Annotated in this window: 14 protein-coding genes; 4 read left to right on the top strand and 10 right to left on the bottom strand. The window is 42.4% G+C overall.

The genetic code is table 11. From position 1 onward, the window contains the following. Positions 1-29: 29 nt before the first annotated feature. The 3 genes from ACXAFK_RS04085 (at position 30) to ACXAFK_RS04075 (ending at position 4,125) form a co-directional block, all read left to right on the top strand. On the top strand, positions 30-1,745 hold the full coding sequence (locus ACXAFK_RS04085) for a SusD/RagB family nutrient-binding outer membrane lipoprotein (RefSeq protein ID WP_474956898.1): 1,716 nt from the start codon (positions 30-32) through the stop codon (positions 1,743-1,745). 23 nt (positions 1,746-1,768) lie between these two features. Further along, a complete protein-coding gene (locus ACXAFK_RS04080; protein WP_474956897.1) occupies positions 1,769-2,569 on the top strand; it encodes a hypothetical protein in 801 nt (266 codons plus the stop codon). A gap of 350 nt (positions 2,570-2,919) precedes the next feature. Beyond that, a complete protein-coding gene (locus ACXAFK_RS04075; protein WP_474956896.1) occupies positions 2,920-4,125 on the top strand; it encodes an MFS transporter in 1,206 nt (401 codons plus the stop codon). Positions 4,126-4,149: 24 nt separating this feature from the next. Here ACXAFK_RS04075 and ACXAFK_RS04070 read toward each other — a convergent pair whose 3' ends face one another. The 6 genes from ACXAFK_RS04070 to ACXAFK_RS04045 all read right to left on the bottom strand — a co-directional run bounded on the left by ACXAFK_RS04070 (position 4,150) and on the right by ACXAFK_RS04045 (position 13,173). Then, complete coding sequence (locus tag ACXAFK_RS04070; RefSeq protein WP_474956895.1) at positions 4,150-4,332, bottom strand: CPXCG motif-containing cysteine-rich protein; 183 nt, start codon at positions 4,330-4,332, stop codon at positions 4,150-4,152. A 3-nt stretch (positions 4,333-4,335) separates the two neighbouring features. Next, positions 4,336-5,661, bottom strand: coding sequence for a TolC family protein (locus ACXAFK_RS04065; RefSeq protein ID WP_474956894.1), 1,326 nt, complete (start codon positions 5,659-5,661; stop codon positions 4,336-4,338). Next, positions 5,661-8,951, bottom strand: a complete 3,291-nt coding sequence (locus ACXAFK_RS04060; RefSeq protein WP_474956893.1) for an efflux RND transporter permease subunit — start codon at positions 8,949-8,951, stop codon at positions 5,661-5,663. Before ACXAFK_RS04060 ends, ACXAFK_RS04065 begins: the two co-directional genes overlap by 1 nt. Positions 8,952-8,963: 12 nt before the next feature. Next, positions 8,964-10,085 (bottom strand): efflux RND transporter periplasmic adaptor subunit, encoded by a 1,122-nt coding sequence (locus ACXAFK_RS04055; RefSeq protein WP_474956892.1) that lies wholly within the window; start codon positions 10,083-10,085, stop codon positions 8,964-8,966. Between the two features lie 149 nt (positions 10,086-10,234). Beyond that, complete coding sequence (locus ACXAFK_RS04050) at positions 10,235-11,122, bottom strand: leucine-rich repeat domain-containing protein (RefSeq protein ID WP_224836391.1); 888 nt, start codon at positions 11,120-11,122, stop codon at positions 10,235-10,237. A gap of 137 nt (positions 11,123-11,259) precedes the next feature. After that, positions 11,260-13,173 (bottom strand): ABC-F family ATP-binding cassette domain-containing protein, encoded by a 1,914-nt coding sequence (locus tag ACXAFK_RS04045; RefSeq protein WP_474956891.1) that lies wholly within the window; start codon positions 13,171-13,173, stop codon positions 11,260-11,262. A gap of 66 nt (positions 13,174-13,239) precedes the next feature. Between ACXAFK_RS04045 and ACXAFK_RS04040 the strand changes: the two genes are divergently transcribed. Then, positions 13,240-13,638 carry a DUF983 domain-containing protein gene (locus tag ACXAFK_RS04040; RefSeq protein ID WP_252080651.1) on the top strand — a complete coding sequence of 133 codons (399 nt, stop codon included), beginning with the start codon at positions 13,240-13,242 and terminating at the stop codon, positions 13,636-13,638. Here ACXAFK_RS04040 and ACXAFK_RS04035 read toward each other — a convergent pair. The 4 genes from ACXAFK_RS04035 to porL all read right to left on the bottom strand — a co-directional run bounded on the left by ACXAFK_RS04035 (position 13,620) and on the right by porL (position 18,022). After that, entirely contained in the window at positions 13,620-14,681 is a 1,062-nt protein-coding gene (locus ACXAFK_RS04035) for an NAD(P)/FAD-dependent oxidoreductase (protein WP_474956890.1), read from the bottom strand. The genes ACXAFK_RS04040 and ACXAFK_RS04035 overlap by 19 nt on opposite strands. 116 nt (positions 14,682-14,797) lie before the next feature. After that, a complete protein-coding gene (porN, locus tag ACXAFK_RS04030) occupies positions 14,798-15,700 on the bottom strand; it encodes a type IX secretion system ring subunit PorN/GldN (RefSeq protein ID WP_474956889.1) in 903 nt (300 codons plus the stop codon). A gap of 26 nt (positions 15,701-15,726) precedes the next feature. Continuing rightward, complete coding sequence (gene porM / locus ACXAFK_RS04025; protein ID WP_224836386.1) at positions 15,727-17,298, bottom strand: type IX secretion system motor protein PorM/GldM; 1,572 nt, start codon at positions 17,296-17,298, stop codon at positions 15,727-15,729. A gap of 67 nt (positions 17,299-17,365) precedes the next feature. Further along, entirely contained in the window at positions 17,366-18,022 is a 657-nt protein-coding gene (gene porL, locus ACXAFK_RS04020; RefSeq protein WP_224836385.1) for a type IX secretion system motor protein PorL/GldL, read from the bottom strand. Positions 18,023-18,036: the final 14 nt, after the last annotated feature.

Genomic DNA, 18,036 nt, shown 5'->3' with positions numbered 1-18,036 from the left:
AGCAGCTAACTAGAATCAAAAAATATATTATGAAAAAAATATCAAATATACTAAGTCTCTTAATCGCTGCACTGACGATCATGTTGGGCTGCGAGACCACATCTTTAGATGTTGTGGAGAGCCCAAATGCATTGAACCCCTCGCAGGCGAGTGTTGATTTCTTTTTGAATCAAATACAACTAATGACCGCACAAATCCATTCTGGCGAAGAAGGACGTGCAGAGAACGGACTAAGTCAGTTTGGCATGGAACCGGTCCGTATGCAACATGGTTTTGGACCCACATACCGCGAGAATTACGACCCATCGGATTTTGACCGGGTTTGGGACAATGTATATGCCCGGGCATTGATAGACATACGCACCATGAATCCCTTGGCCGAAGAAGCCGGGCAATTTACACACATTGCCATAGGACAAATTTTGGAAGCCTATATAATGATGTCGATGGTTGATTTCTTTGGAGATGTTCCCTATTCCGAAGCAGTTTCGGGCGGCGAAGGCATCCTTAATCCAACCGTGGATTCCGGCGCATCCATTTATCAGGCAGCAGATCAGCTCTTGGTTGAGGCCATTGCAAACCTCGGCAAGGACGAAACTTCGTTGCCGTTGAACGATCTTTTCTATAACGGAAACGAAGGGAAGTGGAGAAAGGTGGCCAACACCATGCGCCTAAAGTTGTATCTACAGACACGTTTGGCAAACGCAGAAGGTTTTGGCGCCTCGGTTTCTACCTCGCGCATCAACGAATTGATCAATAGCAACCAATTGATTTTGGACGCTTCCGATGATTTCTATTTTCAATGGGGCACAAACAATGCTTCACCTGATAGTAGACATCCATATTTCGATGCCAATTACGACGGCGCCGGACCTAGTTCGGATTTTTATACATCCAACTATTATATGAATCTAATGGCCAACCAGTATAGTGAACCAGACCCTAGAATCCGGTATTATTTTTACCGTCAACAGGAAGACTATTCCGGAGCGGATGTAGTCACCAAGGAGTGCGTTACCGAAATATCCTTGCCTTCCTGGTGGGACCCATCGGAACCCTATTGTTTGGTACCGTCCACCAATGGGCTCAGCGGATATTGGGGCAGAAACCACTTGGACGATGACGGTATTCCACCAGATGATGCCTTTAGAACATTGCACGGCACATACCCTGTGGGCGGCCCTTTTGACGACAATACATTTAGAAATGTATCGGGATCAGCCGCCATTAACGAAGGACTGGTGGGTGCTGGTATTTCCCCCATACTGATGTCCTCTTACACCTATTTTATGTTGGCAGAAGCCGCATTGACCTTAAATACAACTGGAAATGCTAGGGATTATCTGGAATCGGGCATAAGACAATCTATTGGAACCGTGGCAAATTTTGGAGCCTCCTTGGCAACCGGAACAGGTTTTGAGGCAACGACCACGGCCATAGACAACCATGTCGCGGAAATATTGACCAGTTATGATGCTGCCGATGATACCGGCAAATTACGCATAATTGTAGAGCAATATTTTATTGCGCTTTGGTGCAACGGTATTGAAGCCTACAACACGTACAGAAGAACAGGGCAGCCCGATAATCTTACACCGGCCTTTACAACTCCCGACCCTGGACCGTTCCTAAGATCTATGTGGTATTCACAGACCGCAGCGGACAGTAACACCAATATTACGCAAAAGAGCGCTCCGAGCACACCGGTGTTCTGGGATACCAACCCTGATGGTTTCGTTGATTGATTCATAACAAAAAAACAATACAGATGAAAAGTAACTTTAAATATATAATCGGATTGGCACTCTTAGCTATTGGGATTGTCGCCTGTGATGACAGCGATAAAAACCCGTTCAATGTTTTTGAACTAGAGGATTCGGCCTCGCCCTATGTTCGGATAGTTTTAGATGAAACCATTGTGGCCAAAGGCGACCTTGCCTCCTCTTCGTTAACCGGCACTGTAGATGACCCTAGCGACAATGTGGCCTCTTGGGAACTAAGCGTAACCTTGGAATCTGGTGGGGTTTCCACCGACACGGTCCAGCTTATGACCATTACAGAGTTTCCTAGTGACATTTCCATTCCATACCCAGATATTGCAAGTGCTCTTGGAATTACGATAGATGATATTTCGGGAGGTGATTTTATCCGCTTTTTGGGCAAGTCCACCGGCACCGATGGCACCGTGACCACCGTGGACAATTATAGTGCTACGATTACCGGTCAGCCAGAGCAGTTACAGGCCTTTAATTTTATTGTTCTGGTAAAGTGTTCACCTATTTCCGGGACAACAGTGCCGGGAACTTGGGTAATCGAAATGCAAGATCTATTCGGTGATGGTTGGGACGGTGCTTTTGTAACATTCGAGATCGATGGCGTAGCAACGGATTACACCTTCACCGCTGGCGACGCCGCAACCTTTAATGTAGAAGTGCCCGATGGAACAAGTTCGCTGGTCATATCTTATACAAGTGGTGCTTTTGAAGAAGAGCATGTTTACACAATTGAAACACCAAGTGGTGATGTGCTCGGGCCTTTTGGACCCAATCCGTTGCCATGCATCAATTGATCTTTACATACTATCCAACCAAGAAAGTCCCGCTCCAAATTGGAGCGGGACTTTTGTTTTACTTAAAAACAGTTCTATTAAATCGGGATAGGTACTTGTGGTTGAGGATTACCTCAAAAAACTGTAAGTAAATGTAGTTTAGGGCAAGTAAAAAGTAATCTTCAGAACAGCCTTGAACCCAAAATATCTTTTCAAAAGTATCTGTTTCATTTTTTGAATGTATTTGAATTAGTCCAATCCTCAAGGCTGTTTTTTATTCCCAATAAAGGCAATCCAACACAGAATTGTGTAAATATGTTTGCTTTCAATTCAAACAATACCACGTAACTTTGCCCACTAATTAAATTAGTTTGGACAACTCTTCACAACCAACAAATAAGAAAGCACTTTTATCTCTTGCCATTGGTGGTTTTGGAATTGGGCTTACGGAATTTGTTATTATGGGCATTCTGCCAAATATTGCTGGATCTCTAGAAATATCTATCCCAAAAGCTGGCCATTTTATTGCCATTTATGCTTTGGGAGTGGTGATCGGAGCTCCTTTTATGGCTAGGCTTACTTCTGGTCTTAACCCCAAAAAAACATTGCTCTTTTTAATGTTGTGGTTTACGGTTTTTAACACTTTATCCGCCTTTTCCGGAAACTATTGGACCATGATGCTTTTTAGATTCCTTTCTGGTATGCCTCACGGTGCTTTTTTTGGTATAGGTGCCGTTGTATCGGGATATTTGACCAAACCTGGCAAAGCGGCGCAGGCCATGGCCATAATGTTTTCCGGACTCACGGTAGCCAATATTTTAGGGGTACCATTGGGCACATATATTGGTCAGGAATGGCATTGGAGCTATTCTTTTTTGCTGGTCGGGATTTCCGGGATCGCCACCTTGGCGAGTCTATATTTTTGGATGCCAAAACAAAATTTAGAAGAGGTTGGCCCACAGGAAAATCAAAATGAAACGCCTGTACTCAAAAACAAAAAGCTTTGGGCTTTAATACTGTTGACCACCGTGGGCACTGGAGGTTTCTTTGCTTGGTACAGTTATATAGCTCCCTTGGTAATTACCATTACAAAACTGCCCGAAGCAAATGTAGGCTATGTAATGATCATTGCGGGTGTGGGAATGTTCTTTGGAAATTTCCTAGGTGCAAGAATGGTAGAAATCTTAAATCCCGTAAAATCTGTGGTTATAAGTATGCTCTGCATGACGCTGGCCTTGATCTTGAATTCTATTTTGGCAGAAAGCAGCATCGCTATCTATACCCTGAGTTTTATTGTAGGCGTAATCACCTTTTCAATTGCCACTCCAATCCAAATTGCCATTATAAAAGCTGCCAAGGGGGCAGAAAACCTAGGTTCGTCCATGAACCAAAGTGCTTTTAACATGGGTAATGCTTCAGGGGCTTATTTTGGTGGTTTGCCCATGGTATTTGGTCTGGAGGTGAACTACTCCAGTTTGGTCGGCGGTATGTTGGCCTTTATGGGTGCCGCTATCGGTATTGCCATTATTTATACACAAAGGGTTCAGAAAAAGAGAGAAGAAGCAATCAGGGATTAAATACCAAATCGACTTAAAACCTAGTTATTGCCCCAGTTCTTGAGCATTAAAATATACCATTTCCCGATTTTGGAATTTGGCCGTTGCCTCTATGGGATGGCAACATACTTCACAATCCTCTATGTACATTTGTTCACTTACCGAACTATCCAGCAAGAAAGAAATGGTTTCCCAACAGTACGGACATTGGAAAAAGTGTTCGTACATAAATTAAAAATCTACATTGAGCAATTGTCCGCTAATTTGAAGCATTTGAAGCTCGGCCAACTTGGCATTGTACTTTGCCTGGCTTTTGGCCAATTCCGCATTCAGTAAATTTAGCTGTGCTTGCCTAAACTCAATGGAGGTAACTTGGCCCAGTTTGTAGCGTTCATCCGTTCGCTTAAAATTGTTCTGATTGGTCTGTAGGTTCTTTTCTTGTACCTGCAACACAAAAAGGGCGTTGGTATAACTATCCCAAGCATTACGGATATCCCTTTCCACCTCTAATTGAATCTGCTTCTTGGCAATTTCTTGGTTCTTGTAGGCAATCTTGGCGTTTTTTATTCCTGTAATGGTGCTGCCACCATCGAACAGGTTCCAAGTAAGGTTAACGGCTCCCGTTACTCCTGTAGAAGTGTTTTGCAACGTAAAAGCCAAAGGACTGTTATTATTGGACTCGTTCCAGCCATAAGTTCCGGTAAGGCCAATCGTTGGCAGATAACCGCTTCTGGCCACTCTAATATTATTGAGTCCCATATTTAAATCTTTTTCCGCGATCTGTAGCCTCACATTGTTTAGCTGGGCCTCGTTGAACATACTTTCCATTTGTAGTTCGGGTACAAAATTCACCGTGGTGTCCGCAGAAAAATTTGAGGAAAGCTCACGATTTAGTATCAAGTTTAAATCCCTCATGGTATTTCTTAGCTGCTGTCTGGAATTTAAGAGGTTAATACTGTCCGTATTGATATCGACTTCTGCATTGAGCACATCCAGACCCGTATTCTGTCCAAATTCAAATTGATACTCTGCTCTTTTAAGCCTATCCTTGGAAATTTCCAGAGCTTGTTCCAAGGTATTGGTGTTCTCCGTAAGGCGAGCTGCTTCATAATACACCGTGAACAACTGTAAAATGGTTGTTTCTATGGTTTGGCGAACCTCAAGCTCCGATTGCTGGGAACGCTCCTTAAAGTTTTTATAATTGTAATATCGCCCCAGGCCATCGAATAGGGTATAGTTTACATTTACGGCGGCACTATATCTTCTGGTTTCTGCTCCTTCGGCGGTTCTGGTATCTCCATTGGCAAGAACACCTTCGGAATCTTGTTTATCAATACTTCCGCTGGCATTCCCGGTTACACTGGGTAAATAGCCAGAGTTTAGAATATCCGCATTGTTATCGTCTATTTGCTTTGTGTTGCGGGCAACCTGAATGTCCAGGTTGTTCTCCAAGACCAGATCAATGGCCTCTTCTTTTGTAAGGAGTTGATCTTGGGCCATGGCCAATGGACCAAATAAAAACAATGTTAAGAACAGGGTATAAAAAATGCTTTTCATTAGGTGGTCTCTTCTGTAACTTTTTGGGTTTCTTCTCCGTTATGGGAAACTTGCCGGTTATCGGCGCCATTAATAGGTTGACTATCCGCTTCCATTTCCTCCTCCTCTTGCTGCTCCCGAATGGCTCTTTCCACTTCTTCCTTGGTAACCTTTTCTCCTGTCCAAAGTTTTTTGGCAAATACTTTTACATTGTTTCCGAAGGACAGTAACAAAGGAAGCATCAACAGCGTTAGTACCGTTGCAAAGGCAATACCGTATGCAATGGAAATAGCCATGGGTTTTAGGAATTGGGCCTGACGGCTTTTTTCGAGCAGCAAGGGTGCCAACCCGGCAATTGTGGTAACCGATGTTAAAAATATGGCCCTAAATCGGGAACGTCCTGCTTCATAGAGGGCATCGTCGAACGTCATCCCACTACGTAAGTTTATATTGAACTTACCTATTAGCACCAATCCATCGTTGACCATAATCCCAATCAATGCAATAATTCCGAGCATGGATAGTACATTTATCGGAAATCCATGGATCCAATGTCCCCAAGCAACTGCGGTTAGGCTAAAGGGTACCATAAAAATCAACAGTAAGGGTTGACTTATACTTCGAAAGGTAAAAGCTATCACGATAAATATCAAAAATATAACGATGGGGCCAACAAAGCCCAAAGATCCGATCAATTTATTGGCCTCTCTATTCTGTCCTTCGTAGGATGGTGTTATGGATGGATACTTTGATAATATCTCTGGCAGCACTTCATTTCTAACCCATAGCATGGCATCTGTTCCACTGGTAGTCTCGGGGTCGGTAAGGTCCGAGGATACTTGTATTTCTCTGCGTCCTTCAAGATGGTTGATGGCTACATCCCCTCGCTCAATAGTATAAGTGGCAATTTCTTTTAATGGGATGCGATCTCCGCTTGGCGCCAAAATCCTCATTTCGTCCAAATCGGAAATCGATGATCTATTTTCCCTGTCATAACGCACCCAAACCCTTATCTCATCTTGACCACGTTGAAATCGTTGTGCCTGTGCTCCAAAGAAACCGCCCCTTACTTGGTTCATCACCGTACGAAGATCAAGTCCCAACAAATACGCATTTTCTTTTAATTGCAGTCTTATTTCTTTGATTCCAGCTGGGTCGTTATCGGTAACATCTTTTAGGTTCGCGTTGCTCTCCATAGCTTGTTTAAGCTCTTCCTTTGCTGCTTTTAACTCTTCGATATTGTTCCCTAATAGGGAAACAGATACTGGATTTCCACCAAAATTGCCTCCCGAGCCATAAATAAGGCTTTCCACACCAATCACTGGGCCTACCAACTCTCTAAGCCTTGTGGTAACCATATCTGACCGTATCCCATCTGGCCGTTCTTCTCCGGGCAAAAGGTTAATTTCCAATCGAGCGGATGATGAACCGGGGCCTAAATTTTTGATCATATTCACGAACAGCATTTTATCCATGCCCTGTAAATATGTATCGGTCAATTCCTGGTTTACAATATGCGCTTTGTCCTGAATTAGGCTTATAATGGAATCTGTAACCTTTTCGTTGGTTCCGTTGGGCATGGTCAACTGAATGGAGACTTGATCACTGGCAATTCTAGGGAAGAAAGCGGTTCGAATTATTCCTCCACTAATAGACCCCAATGTTAGAACGAGGGCCATAAAGAACAGTGCAAAGGTCAAAATTTTGTAGTCCATCATAAAACGGAGTACGGGGCTATACCAATTGTCCCGCATGTAGTTCATAAGTCTGTCCCCTATTTTATTGATCACCCTAAGTCTGGCAAAAACCCTTGAAATTGCGGTCTTGGGTTCTTTTTTATGACGATGGAGAGCCTTGGAATGTGCTAAGTGGGCAGGTAGAATAATCAATGCTTCCACAAGTGAAACTACTAATGTTAGGATAACGATCACGGAAACTTCACTAAAGAATTCCCCAATCCGACTATCCAAGAAAAGGAAAATGGAAAAGGCCAAGATTGTGGTAATTATTGCCGAGATAATTGGCGGTATCACCTCCATGGTTCCATCCAGTGCGGCTTTTACCGGCGATTTGCCATCTTCGTAATGTTGATATATATTTTCCGCGATTACAATACCATCATCCACCAAGATACCGATAACAATGATCATCCCGAACAAAGAGAGCACGTTGATGGTAACATTGAACATGGGTGCAAAAACAAACATTCCTAGAAATGCAATGGGAAGCCCGAATGCAACCCAAAATGCCAATCTGGTGTTCAAGAAAAGTGACAAAAAGACCAAGACCAAAAGCATCCCAACGATAGCATTTTCCGTTAACAATTGGGTACGCTGTGTCAATGTGGTGGATCTATCATCGATTACATTAAGCTCAACATTGGTGTATTTTTCGTTGAAATCCTGGATATACTGCCTTACATTTTCGGCAGAGCCCATTAAATCTTCTGTATTGGTACTTGTAATCGTAATGTTAACCGCCAGTTCCCCATTAAAATAAGATGCATTGGGTGTCTCGGAAAATCTATCCCGAATAATAGCGACATCTTTTAAGCGGATTGCACGACCGGCCGCATCTCCCCTTACAACTATATTGGAAAGCTCATCTCCATAATAGGATCTGTTGTTTGCCCTTATCAGATATTCTTCGGTAACGGTCTTTATATTACCCCCGGTTACCAAAATATTGGCATTGGCCACTGCCTGTGCCACTTCGGCAAAGGAAAGGTTGTAGGCCAATAGACTATTCTCATCTACGGCGATTTCTATTTCTTCATCCGGATAACCTGCTATTGAAATTTGGGAAATGCCATCGATTGCCCTAAGGTCGTTCTCTATTTGGCGACCAATTTGCTTTAGTGTGGCCAGCGGTATATCCTTCCCACTCACTGCAAAACTGATAGTGGGCCTTACGGGTTCTTGCTTGGCAACTATCAAAGGTTCCATTCCGGTGGGAAAGGTAGGAACCCTGTCCACAGCATTTTTTACCTCCAACAACATAAAATCGACATTCCTTTCCTTCTCGATTTCCACATTGATGGTACCACTGTTTTCCCTTGATGTGGAAGTGACCCGTTCTACTCCTTCGAGTCCTTTTAGGTTATCCTCGATCTTTAGTACGATACCTTCTTCGACCTCTTGGGGAGATGCCCCGGGATAGGCAATGGAAATGGTAATATTACGAGCTTCACTTAGTGGAAAAAAGGAAGATTTTAGCGAAAGTATCCCCACTGCCCCAAAAACAAAAAATGCCAAAATAAAGACATTTACTGCCATGTGGTATTTTATAAAATACGAGATCAGTTTTCTCATGGCCTTGGAGGTTTAGGATTTATTTTCGTCGAATACTTTTACCAACATGCCTGCATAAGCCCCTGTCATTGGTCTGGAAACGATAACTTCTCCATCGGGAACGTTCTTTAGCACAACGGTCTTATCTGTAAAAAAAATGGGACTTACATCCATAAGGTCAAGGATGGAGTCTTTTACCACAAAAATTTGATTGTTTTCCAATAGTAATGACCGATCGATCTCTATGGCATCGGTTTCTTCTTTGGCCTCTAAATTGGCCTCGAGATATTGACCTTCTTTTAAATTATCCCCGCGCACCTCGATATACACTGTTATGGTTTGTGAATTTTGGTCTACCCTACCATTAACCCGGGTTACTTCGCCAACAAAAGATTTGGTTTTTTCCAAATTGGTCAGGTTTACCTTTTTCCCCACTTTAAGGAAATCCCCATAGGTTTTGCTCACGGATACTTCTAGCTCATACAATCCTGTATCGATAAACTCCCCTAACTTTTGCCCGGACCTTATCAAGGTACCCTCAGTAACCAAGGCTTCGGTCAAAATGCCATTAAAGGGTGCCGTAATGGTATACTTGGACAAACGTTGTTCCAGATTCTTAACGTTATAATATGTAGTAATGATCTCCCTTCCGGTTATAAAGAACTTTTCCTTTTCCGAATCCAAGCTGGGCAATTCGGGCGTGGTTTTGTCCAAATCGAAACTATTTAAGTACTGCTGCCATTTTGGATAAATCTCAGGATAATCCAATCTAAGGTCAGGCATAATTGAAGTGAGCAAGTTGTACAGGTTACTTTTGGCAGATTGCACCGTGGCATAGTACTCGTTCGCATCTATTCTGATCAAGGTCTGTCCGGAAGTGTATGGTTGCCCTGTTCGAAACAATTTGCTCCCTGGCCTAAATACTCCTTGCACCTCTGAATAGAGTTCCACTCGCTTTTTTGCCTTAAGATTACCATTGGCGGGCACTTGGATAGGTACCGTGGTGTTTTTTATGGTATCTACAAATACGGTTTTGACCACTTTTTGGGAGGGTGGTCTTTTATTATCTTTTCCACCCGCAATTAGGCCTGCAAAATATAGTGAAGCAAAAATAATTATGCCTCCAGCAACTGCTGATATGATGAGCTTTCGCATGTGTTAGTTGGTTTAAGCCTTGCAAATCTATCGCCTACATCTTTTACATTGGTTAAATATTTCATAAAATACAATTTAAACCCGGTCAAATGCAAAAAGGGGACCCCAAACGGCATCCCCTAACCAAACAAACTAAAGTAATAATTTAACTACTCATTTTCGTCATCATCCTCAAACTTGGTATCTGCCATTCGAGTACGCTCAAATTGTAGATCGTTAAATTTGGGATTCAATGTTTTATCATCCGTATCAAAAACCAGGAATTGTTTTGTATCCATTGCTCGGAGCACATTAAAGGATTTGAACTGATTGTTCTGGAGCTGCAATATCTCAAGACTTGCCAATTGTCCAAACTCTGCTGGGATTTCTCCTCCCAATCTATTGTTGGACAACACCAATTCCTTCAGTTTGCCCAAATTTCCGATTTCCGCCGGTATTTGACCTTCCAACATGTTTTCGAAAAGCCCCAATGCCTCTAATTTGGAAAGCTGACCAATTGATCTTGGGATGGCTCCTTTTAAATTGTTACTGGATAGATTAAGCTCTTTCAAATTTTCAAGTTCACCAAAGCCTTCCGGAATTGGTCCGCTCAAAAAATTGTTGAACATGGAAAAGACTTCCATTTCCTTGAATTTTCCTACTTCTGAGGGAATTTCACCCTTGATTCGATTCATTTCCAAACGAAAGACCTTAAGTTTTTCAAGTTTAACAATATCCGATGGAAGTATGCCGGTAATTTGGTTAAACGCCAGATTTAAGGTGTGCAGGTGCTTTAATTTACCAATGCTTTCTGGTAACACCCCTTTTAAATTGTTCATAAAAAGGGTCAGGCCCACAACCTTCCCGTCCTTTACCTCCACACCTTTCCAAGTGTCGACAGGCGCATCTAAATCCCATGGAGCATTCCACTCCTTTCCATTGGTGCTATTATATAGATCCACCAAAGCGGCTTTTTCGGACTTGGAAACTTGTCCGCTGGCCAGCGAAATGGCCGAGCAAAACATTAAACAAAAGAAAAAAATGGCTGATCGAATCATTGAATACTTATTTTCTTGTAGCGAATTTACTTACAAAGTAAGAAAAAGAAGAATTACCCTACAAATATAATCGACGAATACACGCTTTATTGTTGTGTATCAGTAAAAAAACGATGTGAAAATGTAGGATTACTTCCCTAATCCAGTGATTCCAGCTCGTGAGAAATGTTTTCCCAATCCTCCATTAAAGATTCCAGGTCTTTCTTTTTGCCCTCATACGAATCAAAAAAATTGGGCTTTGCTATGGTAGCATCATAATCCATGAGCAGCTCGTGGTCTATATTGGCAATCTCCTTTTCCAATTGGGAGATTTTCTTTTCGACACCGCTCAATTTATTTTTAAGGGATTTTTGTTTTTTCTGAGTTTGATAATCGTTTTCCTTCGGTTTTTCCTGAAGTTTCTCGATTTTTTCCTTTTCACCTTTTTCAACGCTTCGGAAATCATCCATTTTTCGTTGCTCCAAATAAAAATCAATATCTCCGAGATACTCCTTTATGTTGCCTTCTTTAAACTCGTACACCCTATCTGTTAACCCTTGAAGAAAGTCACGGTCATGGGAAACCAAGATCAAAGTACCCTCAAAATTCTGAAGTGCCTGTTTTAAAACATTTTTGGATTTAATGTCCAGGTGGTTGGTAGGTTCGTCCATTACCAACACATTAAAGGGCTGGAGCAACATCTTTGCCAGGGCCAAACGGTTCCGCTCTCCCCCTGAAAGTACTTTAACATACTTCTCCACATCATCCCCCCTGAACAAAAAAGAACCCAAAATATCACGGACCTTGCTTCGGTTGGTCTCATTGGCCGCATCGATCATGGTGTCCAGTACGGTTTTATTGCCCTCCAGATATTCGGCTTGATTCTGTGCAAAATAGCCCAATTGCACATTATGACCCATTTTTAGATGACCTTGATAATCCAGTTCGCCAACCATAATTTTGGCCAATGTGGTCTTGCCTTGACCATTTTGACCCACGAAGGCCGTTTTACTTCCGCGCTCTACCAATAAATCTATTCCCTCCAATACTTTTTTGGGGCCATAACTTTTGCCAATTCCGTCCAATTCTGCTACAACTTTTCCAGGGTTCACGGAAACCGGAAATCTAAGGTTCATTACGCTGTTGTCCTCTTCATCCACCTCTATACGATCCATTTTATCCAACTTTTTGATCAGGGATTGCGCCATAGAGGCCTTACTGGATTTTGCCCTGAACTTCTCGATCAAGCGTTCGGTCTGCTGAATTTGTTTTTCTTGGTTTTTTTGGGCACTCAGCTGCTGTTCTTTTATTTCTTTCCGATGCACCAAGAATTGTGTGTATGGTTTATTGTAATCGTAGATTCGTCCAAGAGAGATCTCAATGGTCCTGTTAGTGACATTGTCCAAGAACATTTTATCGTGCGAAACAATTACGACGGCTCCGGCAAAATTGCGTAGAAACTGTTCCAACCAAATAATGGATTCGATATCCAAGTGGTTGGTAGGCTCATCGAGCAGCAGCACATCGTTGCTCTGCAATAAAAGTTTGGCCAATTCTATGCGCATGCGCCATCCACCGGAAAAAGTGTCCGTTAATTTATTAAAGTCCTCCCTTTTAAATCCCAAGCCGAGTAGCACCTTTTCGGTATCGCCCTGGTAATTATAGCCTCCCAAAATTTCATATCGATGGGTAACATCGGTAAGATCCACCATAAGTTGATGGTAACTTTCGCTTTCGTAATCGGTACGCTCTGCCAATGCTGTATTGATCTCGTCCAGCCTAAGTTCCAAAGCCTTGATCTCCGCAAATGCTTGATGGGACTCTTCCAACACCGTCCTACCTTCTTCAAAGTCGATGTCCTGCTTTAAAAAACCTATCTTCACGTCCTTCTCGGTAGCAATGGTGCCCTCGTCCAAAGGCATTTCCTTGGCCAATAGTTTTAGCATTGTGGATTTCCCCGCTCCATTCTTTCCGATAAGTCCAACCCTGTCGCCCCCGTTAAGACGAAAGGATATTTCCTCGAACAGATATTCTCCTCCAAAAGCTACAGATAGGTTATGAATATTTAGCATTTATATGTGACCTTGATTACATTTAATTATTTGGTGAATGTGTACTTTTGCGCAAAAGCCTTGCAAATGTTAAAAAAAGGAACCAAAATGTACAGCATTTTAACAGGAAACTGCCCAAGATGCCACGAAGAAAGTATGTATGAGAATTCCAACCCTTATGCATTGTCCAAAATTTTTAGCATGAACGATAGATGTTCGCATTGCGGTTTAAAATACAAGATCGAGCCTTCCTTTTTTTATGGGGCCATGTACGTGAGCTATGCGGTCGGTGTTGCCTTTGCAGTGGCAGCTTTTGTAGTTTCTTTCCTATTTTTAGGTACATCCTTGGTAACAACCTTTATCTCCATTGTTGGCACCTTGATCGTTTTTATGCCACTTATTCTAAGGCTATCCAGAAATATTTGGATCAACTTTTTTGTAAAATACGACCCGACCGCTGTTAAAAATCACGAAGTGGTAAAGTAGTATTTTTTGGTAAATCTTTGCACATCCATTTCTGGATCAAGCTCCGATTGTTTTTCAATATGATCAAATAATTGATTGGAGGCATAGGGCCCGATGAGCACTCCCCTGGAACCAAATCCGTTCAACACATACATATTTTGATGTTCCGGGTGCCTTCCGACCAATGGCCTGCGGTCTACAACAGTGGGGCGAATACCCGCAACATGATCCACAATTTTAAAATCACATTTTAAGAAGGTTTCCAGTTTTTCCAAAAGCTCTTTTTTGGACTCCTCGGTGGGTGCATTGGTCTTATCTTTCCACTTATAAGTAGCCCCTACCAAATAGTGATCATTATTCATTGGGATGGTAAACACGGAAGACTTGATTACATTTTCCTCCTTGAACTCAGGGGCATGTACGATCAACAGTTCCCCCTTTGTGCCATTAAGGGGCAAATATCCAAAATACGGGTTTTGCTTGAGCCCATATCCGCAGGCAAAAACAATGTTTTTGGCTACAATGGACTTATATTTTATGCGTTCTTCCGATACAAGCAACTCATCAAAATCAAAAGATTCCTCCAATAGCGAATCCGATTTTTTAAGATGATATTTATAGTTGCGAACCAAAGAACCCGTATCGATCCTACCCGTAAATTTAACTTCTCCAAAACCATAAGGTGCATCGATGGCAGGGTTGACATTGGTAATGATCTTATTGGATAGAAAATGCCCTAAATTGGGACGGTCTGCCGCCTCAAACCAGAGGTTCTGCTCTTCAATGGAAGCAAATTTTCGCAATACGGGAAGCTCATAATCCAGTTTTACGCCCAATTTTTCTTCCAAGTCCCGATAGAATGGCTTTGCCATTTCCAGTTGATGCTTTGCCTTCCATGCCATGGTAAACCGTTTAAGGATTATCGGGTTGTACAATCCTCCCGCAACTTGGGATGCTCTCTGGGACTCATCGGTGATCACGGTAAAGGTTTTGCCTTCCTTTTCCAATACTTCGCAAAAAGAAATGCCCGCCAAACCCAAACCTACTATTATATAATCCAGCATACTGCAAAATTAGGCATATAGGTGATCTTACCACAATTCATGCCCAAGTATAAAACAAAAAAAACGCCGCACTAAGTGCGGCGTCCTGTTCTATTGAATTGGAAATATTATTCGGCTTAATAAGCCCACATATCTTGTTCCCTGTCCCGAATGCCTTCTTTTATTCTTTGGCCTTCCAAGAGCTGGAACAGTGCATTATCGAATATGTAATCGCTGATTTTACGATCTTCGTGAACATTTTCCTCTTGGTAGATAACACCGTTGAATCGACGCGCGTTCAACAGCATATCAAAGGAAAGGGGTCTTGCCGAATTTCGTTGGTTGTACACTTTGGCTTCGTGCAAAATTTGCCTGGCCGCAGGGTACCATACCCAAAACAACTCTACTTTGTTCTGTCCCGGATCTACAGACTCATCATCTATAAAGTTTACGTCCGGGGCAACTGGGGCAATTCCCAATAAGCGATACTTAAGCTCACCTTGGCGTTTATCGAAATACCAGATTCCTTTTATGCGATACTCCTCGATATCGGCTGCGGTCAAATCCCTTTTGTTTATAAACTCGGGGGAAACTGCCTCACCGGCATTTACCTGCTCGTATCCAAGGTCTGTGGTATCTACCTTGCTCAAAGTGGCTCCAAGGTCTTCCAACTTTCTTTTTTCAGTAAAGTAGGAGTCTGTATAAATCTCGGTAAGATTTCCATTTCTGATATTTTTCATCAAAACGTGGTACAGTGACCTTCTGTCCTTTCCGATATCTATGGTATCGGTCGGGTAATATAATGGAAAGTTAACTCTCTCGTCAAGATCAATGATTTCCCATACGGTCTTGGACCAAAGGATATCCCTATCGTCCACATAACCATATTCCAAAGGCTCATCGTTGTCCTGCTCGATCTGAGCTTGGGTTTTCTTACCTATATCCTCTGGCATCTTGGCGTTCAAAATATTTGCCTGCGCCATGATCGATAACGGCAATATGCCCAACAATCCAATTAATAATGCGTTCTTCCAATTCATGATAACTTGTATACTTTTTATACTTCTTAGTTAGTAAGCTCAACCACTACAGGAGATACTTTTTTCAACTTGTAACTCTTGTTGTTTGTGATGTAGGCTTGGATATCGAATATCTGGACTGATTCGCCCCTACCTGCTCTTTTAAGTGCAGATTTGGCTCTTGCATCCAATTTGTTTCCATTTACAACTACGGTAGGCTGACCTGGCACTTTGAACTTGAACTGGCTAACAGCTAGGTTCAAATCAAAATCAAAGTCTTCCAACATAGCGCTAACAGTTGCGATTTCCAAGTTGTTCTTTGGCATTTTAATGCTTCCAGACTCCCCACGAACGGTTCCACTTGGTCTTGGAATGTCCTTGATACGGAACTCGGACTTGGTAGAGATACCTTTACCGTCTGGCAATGTACCAGAAGCTGTAATGGTTACCGACCTACCTGTACCTGGGTTCATAACGTACTGGCTTCCGCTTCTTCTGCTCAAACCAGGAGCTGAAGCATTTACCTTGTTATCTGGAATTCCTGGGATGGAAATCGTCATTGGGTTGGCAACACCACGGTATACCACGTTCATTTTATCTGCTGAGATAACTGCTGCATTAGGCATAGAGATAGTTGCGAACGTATTGTTTACTTCTACCGGCACTTCTTCACCGTCCTGCATAAATGTCATGGTTCCTTTAATGGTGTGGTCACCAGGAGTACCGGCACTGATCAACATTTTGATTCCACCAGCTTCCAATTCGTAATCCTTTCCTTCTGTCATTGGTCTTCCGTCCAAGGTCAATTCAGCTTTTACAGGCGTGGAAGTCTTATCAGTTTTGCTAACAATGATCTTACCATCATACTTTTCTCCTGCATAATAAGCCGTTTTAGGAGCGGACAATGAACTTGCAAAGTTGGTCAAGGATACAGCTTCTGTCAACTCACCTTCCAATAGGGTCTTTAACACCTCTTGCTCGGTTGTTTTGATGTCGGCCTGCAATTGGGTCATCTTGGTCAAAGAAGCCACCAATGGGAATCCTTCGTAGTGATAGTTGATCCAATCTTGACGGGTTCCGTCTCTTTTCTCAACCTTACCTTCTGCGTCACCTGTTGCAAAACGAGCTTTAACCGCAGCTTTTAAGGATTCGAACTTACCTTCTGGCAATGCATTGATCACGCCATCACGATAGTTGTTGATGTAGTCCATGAACTTCTTTCCTTCTGGGCCCAAATTGTCCCCTTGAAAGAATTTTTGGTCCAAGTAATCCGACTTGTCCATAACCACATAGTCTTTTGGGTCTTCCAAATCTGCGGTCATTTCTTTTTTCAATCCTTCCAAATAGCTGTAATAGTCATCTGAAAGTTCTTTTACCTTCTGGGCATCTTCGTACAATTCTCCGTACTCTTCAGCGTTTTCGGAAGCTTTTGTCTCCAAGCTAGCAAAGAAACTAGCGTTGTTGGAATCCATGCTCGTGTTGGAAGTTTCCAACTTTTCGTTCATAAGTCCGAATGCTGCAAGTACTTCCTTGCTCATATTAAGTGCCAACATCGCGATGAAGATCAAATACATAAGGTTGATCATCTTCTGACGTGGTGTTTGTTTTCCTCCTGCCATGTTATTCTAATTAGGTTTAATAATTAATTTGATTTGGTTTTGTTTTTTGTTGATCAAAAACCTCTAATTAGTTTTTTCCGCCCATGGCTGTAAGCATACCACCGTACACTCCGTTCAAAGATGAAAGGTTAGTGGCCAAAGACTCCATTTGGTCTTTCAAGGCACCTGCGTTCTGTACCACTTCTTCATTGATGGAAGCTTGTCTGCTAGCGCTTTCCAACTGTACTTTGTACAAGCTGTTCAAAGACTCCATTTGTGCTGCTGCATGAGACAATTCCTCAGAGTATTTTTTAGTGTGCTGAATAGCGTCTGTTGTAGGAGTGATATTCTTGGCGGCACCTTCAAAACTCTTGATACTCTCACCCAAATTGGCAAAAAGGTCGGAATCGATTTTAGCTTCTTTAAGTAGGTTGTCCAATTTCTTGGAAAGAAGACCTTCGGCTTCTTGGGCATCTTTGGCTTCTTGTTTTTTGGAAGCACTCTGTTGTCCTCCAGCCAATTCTGGGTACACCAAAGACCAATCGTACTCGTCGTCTACTGGTTCAAATGCAGAGATAGCAAAGATCAATGCTTCGGTAATAAGTCCAACGGCAAGAAGAAGTCCACCTGTAAGTGGTCCGAACTCCCAGTGAAGGATCTTGAACAATGCACCAATAATTACTACCGATGCTCCTAGCCCGTAGGCCATGTTAAACAGTTTTTTTGTTGATTTTGACTGCGCCATAATTCTAGTTTTAA

This window comes from Flagellimonas sp. ABD4_174 (genome assembly GCF_056160185.1).
This window is presented reverse-complemented; position numbering and strand designations above follow the sequence as displayed.